This is a genomic window from Bacillus sp. AFS059628 (assembly GCF_002571225.1).
Classification (GTDB): Bacteria; Bacillota; Bacilli; order Bacillales; family Bacillaceae_G; genus Bacillus_A.
Map to the genome: position 1 here is coordinate 1 of NZ_NVEC01000072.1, position 4689 is coordinate 4689.

Genomic DNA, 4689 nt, shown 5'->3' on the forward strand with positions numbered 1-4689 from the left:
CCTTAAGTTGATGGATGTGGGGTCTCGCCACATGCATATCAACTTAAGAATTCAGAATTACCCCAAAACGAAAAAATGAGCTTTTTTGTTACAAGTTAACACAAAAGTTCGTTCTGAGGGTACTATAAAAGTTTAGCTTGATAGCGATGTGGCGGTACCCCCAGTAGGCAATCTTTCAATTTCTATGAAAGTCAACTGATCTGTTAATTATGTATGGTAGCAAATAAGATCTTATGTCCACGGATATAAGATCTTATTTGCATATGGATCACGCTTTTATGTACAATGAAAGAAAAACATCATATGAGATGGGGAGAGGAAAACCCATGTCCAACCAACAATTAGTGAATTTACGCATTGATTTTGCTTTTAAACAATTATTTGGTACAAGTGGAAATGAAGATATTCTCATTGCTTTTTTAAATGCGATTTTACAAGATTCTTTAGAATCACCCATTGTTTCGTTACAACTAGAAGATCCACACTTGCACCGAGAACATGAAGAGGATAAATTATCGATTTTAGATATTTCCGCTACATTAGATACAGGAACAAAGGTAAATGTAGAAATACAGCTGAATAACAATCATGACATGATTAAGAGAAGTTTGTATTACTGGGGAAGGCTATATACATCCCAACTACAAAAGGGAATGCCATATAGCTCTCTTCATAAAACAATTACGATTAATTTATTAAACTTTGTCATGTTTCCAGAATATGAAGCATTCCATACAACAGGAATCCTATGGAATCAACAGCAACAAAAGAAGTTAAGTGATGATATTGAAGTTCATATTGTGGAGATTCCACAACTCATGCAACAGTGGCGAAATGAACAAATAAATCCCTGGGAAGATTCGTTTGTTCGTTGGTTGTTATTACTTCCAGCGAATGAGGATGAACAATTAACCCAAACATTGGAGGATATTGCGATGAACCAAGACCCTATTTTACAAAAAGCAATGAATAAATGGGAACGTATGAGTCAAGATTCTTCTTTCCGACAAGCGTATGAAGCAAGGGAGAAAGCGTTGATGGATGAAGCCGCAAAATTTGCTTATGCAGAACAAAAAGGTATTGAAAAGGGCATTGAAAAAGGCATTGAAAAAGGCATTGAAAAAGGCATTGAACAAGGGAAAATACAGCTTATTCGTGGTATGCACAAAAACGGAATGCCAATAAAAGATATTGCGAAATTTACGAATTTATCTATAGAAAAAATACAAGAAATTCTTGAATTATAAATGAATAAATGGGAACGTATGAGTCAAGATTCTTCTTTCCGACAAGCGTATGAAGCAAGGGAGAAAGTTCTTATGGATGAGGCTGCAAAGTTTGCTTATGCAGAACAAAAAGGTATTGAAAAGGGCATTGAAAAAGGTATTGAACAAGGGAAAATACAGCTTATTCGTGGTATGCATAAAAACGGAATGCCAATAGAAGATATTGCAAAGTTTACAAGTTTAAATATAGAAGAAATACGAAACATTTTACAAGCCTAAATAATTAAAAATAACACCTACAAATACTGTAGGTGTTATTTTTTAGCGGTCGCTACCAGGGAGTATAATTAATGTTCGAAGTGATTTGAACACTCCCCACTTTCACTTCGTTTTACAAAAAGAAGGACAAAGGTTGAAAAAAGGTAAATCATAATAAAAAACTACAGGTTTGTAATTGATTAAGAACCTGTAGTTTTTTATGTTTACCCTATTTTATTTCCCATCTTTTTGTGTTTCAATAATAAATTTTGAAACTAATTCGGATAATGCTTCTACTTTTTCTTTTATTTTGTTAGATTGATTCGATACTTCCTCAATTGATGCTGCTTGTGATTGGATTGATTGTACAGTTTGGGTGGTTTCTTTAGCTACTTGTGTTGCAGTTTCAGAAACACTTGATATAGAAGCATTAACTTCTTCTGTACCGGCAGACATTTCTTCTGTCGCTGCAGATACCTCTTGAATTTGGCTAGTGATTTTATTAATAGCTACCATAATAGATGAGAATGCCTGATCTGCTTGATAAGCAGCTTCTTTTCCTTCTGTAGCCTTTTGTTGGCCTTTTTGCATGACATCCACCGTATCTTTTGTATCTGTTTGAATCAATTGTATTAAATGATTAATTTCATTTGCAGATTCTTTTGACTTCTCTGCTAAATTCCTTACTTCGGCCGCAACTACTGCAAATCCTTTTCCATTTTCTCCAGCACGCGCAGCTTCAATGGCAGCGTTTAAGGCGAGAAGATTGGTTTGTTCAGCAATGTTAGTGATAGCTTCTAGAGCTTTATCAATTTGCTGTGTACGTGTAACAAGTCTATCAATTACAGTGGACGTTTCTTCAACAACCTCATGAACACTATTCATTTGGAGTATAGATTGTTTTATTACTTCACTACCAGAATTAACTTGTTCTGTTGTTGTGACAGCCAATTCTGTAACCGTTGCTGAAGATTCAGCTACTGTTTGAACTCCATTCGCTATTTCTTCCATTGATAATGAACTTTCTTGAATACTCGTAACTTGTCCTTCTATTTTTTTATCAACCTCAGAAATAGTTTGAACAACCTCTCTTGATACATGAGATGCTCGTTTAGTGTCTTGCAACATTCCATTGGTAGAAGAAATAACCTCTTGAGTTGTGATTTTTACTTCACCAATTAATTGTTGCAAGTTATCTAACATACTATTAAAAGACTTCACAATGCTTCCCAATTCATTCTTTGATTTATAAGAAGTACGTATTGTTAAGTCACCTTCAGATACTTGTTTCATATCCCTTTGTAATAATACAATTGGTTGTTTAATCGCACTTTTAATGATATACCCAATAAAAATAACGATGGCAATTGCTATAATGGAGATACTAACAAACATCATTATTGTTTTTGTTGAACTGTCGGTATTATTTTTTTGTAATTGCTCTGCATTATTATTATTATATAGGATAAGTTCACGAATTGCCTGAGTTGTCTTTTTCATATTTGGATCAATCTCTTTTAGATAGTAAGCATATGCTTCTTCATTATTAGATTGGCCCAAATCTTCCACTTTCTTCAGTTGTGTTCTTAATTCATTAAATCTTTCAAGAAATGTTGTATACAATTCTTTTTCTTTACTAGCACTAACTCTAACCTCAAACTGCTTTAATAACTGATCAGTTTCTGTATCCAATGTATCAATTTCTGTCACAAGCTCTTTTATTCTTTTTTCATCTTTTGATACCATAATTTCATTTACATTCATATTAATATGATAAAAATTAGACTCTATAGTGCCTATCCACTGAATTGGTAATAAACTGTCTTCATACATAGTAGAAGAAGCATACTCACCTTTCTTAAGACCCCAAAATCCTAGTATAGATAATAATACGCAAGCAACACTTGATATAATTATTAATACGTTTAATATGGTACCAATTTTACTGTTTTTAAAAAATGACAATTAAATCCACCTCATTATATATATTGAATAGGTAATCAATATATAACAATATCTGATAAAAATCGACATTTAAGCATTTATATCTATAATACGAGGCATTCCAAACAACAGGAATCCTATGGAATCAGCAAAAACAGCAAGTATTGAGTGATGATATTGAAGTTCATATTGTGGAGATTCCAAAACTCATGCAACAGTGGCGGAATGAACAAGTAAATCCCTAGGAGAATTCATTTGTTCGATGGTTGTTATTACTTCCAGCGAATGAGGACGAACAATTAATCCAAACATTGGAGAATATTACGATGAACCAAGACTTGATTTTACAAAAGGCAATGAATAAATAGGAACGTATGAGTCAAGCTTCTTCTTTCCGACAAGCGTATGAAGCAAGGAAGAAAGCATTGATGGAGGAGGCTGCGAAGTTCCCCCATGCGTGGAATGTAGGGAAAAAGAAGGCATCCAAGAAGGTGTTCAGCAAGGGAAAATACAAATGATTAATTGAAACGATTGATCAGCTTCTTGAAAGGATCAGGCTAGTGGGGATTTATGTCCCATCTGCTAGACGCTTTGAAGGCAGATATATTGGACTAACATTTGACTGTACATGGGATATGGAAAATGGGGTAGGTATTCGTCTAATAAATGAAGAAGTAGCTAGGGTAGGATACCAAGATGTTGCAATTTAAGCATTACTATTTGTTATAAATACACATAACAGAGTATGAAAAATTAGTTCGTTTTGGAAGTTAATGAAAAAACAGTAGAGATAGGTACTAGAAATCTCTACTGTTTTTTTATGCAAATGGAAAAATGAATCTTGAAGGTTATTCCTATCGTACATACCATTGAGGTCTTTTACTAAAGATATTGAATTTGTAAATCCATCTGATAAAGGGAAGGGGGAATTTCCCCTCGCATATTCTGAAACCTCTACTCATTAACGTAGATCAGTTTTCCCTTGAAAACGACCAAATCGATCCCGTATTTTTTTCAATCTTGTATGGTACTCCAAAATCTCAATTCTTGCTTTTTCAGCTAGAGGTGCAATTGGTCGTAAGTCTTTTAACCCCCAATAGTCAATCACTACATCAAGTACTTGATCAAAATATTGTAGTGGCCCATAGTTTGCTTCTTTTGCAATCACAGTCATTCGATTTTCAAAATCAGGCATGACGGCACCTGGCATTTTAAAATTCCTAATCACATTGGCAATATGATAGCAATAATTAGGTTCTAA

At 33.9% G+C, this 4689-nt stretch carries 3 protein-coding genes and 3 pseudogenes; 4 read left to right on the forward strand and 2 right to left on the reverse strand.

Annotated features, from left to right (window positions below):
* Positions 1-326: 326 nt before the first annotated feature.
* Entirely contained in the window at positions 327-1247 is a 921-nt protein-coding gene (locus COL05_RS23120) for an Rpn family recombination-promoting nuclease/putative transposase (protein WP_098670292.1), read from the forward strand.
* Positions 1248-1505 (forward strand): annotated as a pseudogene (locus COL05_RS23125) (Rpn family recombination-promoting nuclease/putative transposase); the annotation flags it as partial.
* Between the two features lie 213 nt (positions 1506-1718).
* Here the strand turns inward: COL05_RS23125 and COL05_RS23130 are convergent.
* Positions 1719-3449, reverse strand: a complete 1731-nt coding sequence (locus tag COL05_RS23130) for a methyl-accepting chemotaxis protein (protein ID WP_098670294.1) — start codon at positions 3447-3449, stop codon at positions 1719-1721.
* A gap of 89 nt (positions 3450-3538) precedes the next feature.
* On the opposite strand from COL05_RS23130, the pseudogene COL05_RS32025 reads away from it, so the two are divergent.
* A pseudogene (locus tag COL05_RS32025) lies at positions 3539-3948 on the forward strand (Rpn family recombination-promoting nuclease/putative transposase); the annotation flags it as partial.
* Positions 3947-4138 (forward strand): annotated as a pseudogene (locus tag COL05_RS23140) (DUF6985 domain-containing protein); the annotation flags it as partial. The pseudogenes COL05_RS32025 and COL05_RS23140, both read left to right, overlap by 2 nt.
* Positions 4139-4389: 251 nt before the next feature.
* On the opposite strand, the gene COL05_RS23145 reads toward COL05_RS23140, so the two are convergent.
* The coding region (locus COL05_RS23145) for an acyl-ACP desaturase (protein WP_180233479.1) at positions 4390-4689 on the reverse strand (300 nt) is incomplete at its 5' end.

What these genes read in the sequence shown, in the direction of transcription:
- COL05_RS23120 (WP_098670292.1), top strand. Translation starts at nt 327, where the DNA reads ATGTCCAACCAACAATTAGTGAATTTACGCATTGATTTTGCTTTTAAA.